Genomic DNA, 2061 nt, shown 5'->3' on the forward strand with positions numbered 1-2061 from the left:
CCGCCGCCAACCGCCCCGCCGCTCGACCGGCCGCCCAGCCTGCGGCCAAGGCCCCTGCGCCCGCCGAGACCGGCCCGCGCCCCTACGCCCCGGCTGCCGCCGACGCCCCAGCCCCCGCCCGTCAGTCGGTGCAATAGGCGACGGTTGTCGCACAGGCCTTGCGCGGCTATTCAGCCTGCTTCGATTTTTCGCGAGACCTTTCCATGTCCGACGCCCTGCCTGACCGCCTCTCGGTCGATCCTGACAGCCCCTTCCACGACGCCGAACTGCTGGCGCGCGGCGTGGGCATCCGCTTCAAGGGCGAGGAAAAGACCAACGTCGAGGAATATTGCGTCTCGGAAGGCTGGGTCCGTCTGGCCGTCGGCAACCGCGTCGACCGTCGCGGCAAGGCCCTGACCGTCAAACTGCAAGGCCCGGTCGAGCCCTTCATCAAGGGCGAGTGATTTCGAGCCTTTGATTTCGGCCCAGCGGCGAAGCTGAGACTTTCGGTCGCAGTCTTCGCCCGCTAGGGTCCGCGCCTGTCGTTTGAGTCTGGGAGGCGCTCTTGTCGTCCACTATCCGTCTGATGGCCGCCAGCGCTGTGGCGCTCGGCCTTGTCGCCGCGCCGGTCATGGCGCAGGACGCCCGCGCCATCCGCGCCGCCGAACAGGTGCGCGATCAGGCGCTGAAGGGCAATATCGCCCTCGACTACGTCACCCAGATCACCACCCGCTTCGGCCCGCGCCCGGCGGGCTCGCGCGCCGAGCAGGACGCCTCCGCCTGGGCCGCCGACTACATGCGCGCCCACGGCTTCCAGAACGTCCGCATCGAACAATTTCCCCTGATCGGCTGGGAGCGCGGCGAGGAGAGCGCCGAGATTCTGGGCGCGCGTCCCCAGAAGCTGGTCGTGGCGGCGCTGGGCCACTCCATTCCCACGCCGGCCGAGGGCGTTGAGGCCGAGGTCGTCTTCTTCGACGGTCTGGACGCCTTGCTGGCCGCGCCCGCCGGATCGCTGAGCGGCAAGATCGCCGTGGTCGACGGCGGCCAGATGGTGCGGATGCAGGACGGCTCGGGCTACGGCCCCCTGTCGCGCATTCGCGGCGTCGGCCCGACCGAGGCGGCCAAGCGCGGCGCGGTCGCCTTCGTCATGCGCTCGGCCGGATCGGACGAACACCGCATGCCGCACACCGGCACCACCCGCTATGTCGAGGGCAAGGTGCCGCTGCCCGCCTTTGCGCTCAGCGCGCCGGACGCCGATCAGATCGCGCGGCTGGTGGGCATGGGCGAGACCGTGCGCCTGCGCCTGAAGTCCACCGCCCACACCTATGAGACCCACAGTCAGAACGTGATGGGCGACATCGTCGGGGCCTCGCGCCCGGATGAGATCATCGTCCTGGGCTCGCACATGGACAGCTGGGATCTGGGCACCGGCGCCATCGACGACGCGGCGGGGGGCGCCATCACCCTGGCCGCGGCCAAGCTGATCGCCGAGCAGGGCCGTCCGGCGCGCACGATCCGCGTGGTGTTGTACGGCTCCGAAGAGGTCGCCCAGCCGACCGACCACGGCAACGGCGGCGGCGCCTATGTCCGCAACATCGGCGCGGGCGTCGAGAAGCACGTCATCGCCGGCGAGAGCGACTTCGGCGCCGACCGCGTCTACGCCCTGGGCCTGCCGCCCGGCTCGCAGAATACGGACTTCGCCAAGATCGCCGAGCGCGTCCTGCGCCCGCTGGGCGTGCTGCCGGGCGAGGCCGAGCTGTTCGGCGGGGTCGATATCGGTCCCCTGGCGCGCGCGGGCGTTCCGGTCTTCGGCCTGCGTCAGGACGGCACGCGCTATTTCGACCTGCATCACACCGCCGACGACACCCTGGACAAGATCGACCCGGCCCAGATGACCCAGAACGTCGCCGCCTGGGCGGCCCTGGTGCGCCTGATCGCCGATTCCAACGTGGACTTCCGGGCCGCGCGTGCGGCGCAGGCGTCGACGCGTTAAGGCGCGTCTTGGCGGGATTGAGCGGGCTGGTTATACAGCCCGTCCGGTTAGCGGGCGTGGCGAAACTGGTAGACGCAACGGACTTAAAA

General features: G+C 70.3%; 2 protein-coding genes. Both read left to right on the top strand.

Annotation, left to right across the window (positions count from 1 at the left end; translation table 11 throughout):
- Positions 1 to 203 precede the first annotated feature (203 nt).
- Positions 204 to 443: a DUF3297 family protein gene (locus ACU5AP_RS16175; RefSeq protein WP_024354808.1), complete on the top strand. Its 240-nt coding sequence runs from the start codon at positions 204 to 206 to the stop codon at positions 441 to 443.
- A gap of 101 nt (positions 444 to 544) precedes the next feature.
- Positions 545 to 1972 (top strand): M20/M25/M40 family metallo-hydrolase, encoded by a 1428-nt coding sequence (locus ACU5AP_RS16180; RefSeq protein ID WP_307723774.1) that lies wholly within the window; start codon positions 545 to 547, stop codon positions 1970 to 1972.
- The last annotated feature ends 89 nt before the right edge of the window (positions 1973 to 2061 follow it).

This window comes from Brevundimonas sp. RM1 (genome assembly GCF_052907225.1).

Coding starts and splice junctions, on each gene's coding strand:
- ACU5AP_RS16175 (WP_024354808.1), top strand. CDS start 204: ATGTCCGACGCCCTGCCTGACCGCCTCTCGGTCGATCCTGACAGCCCC.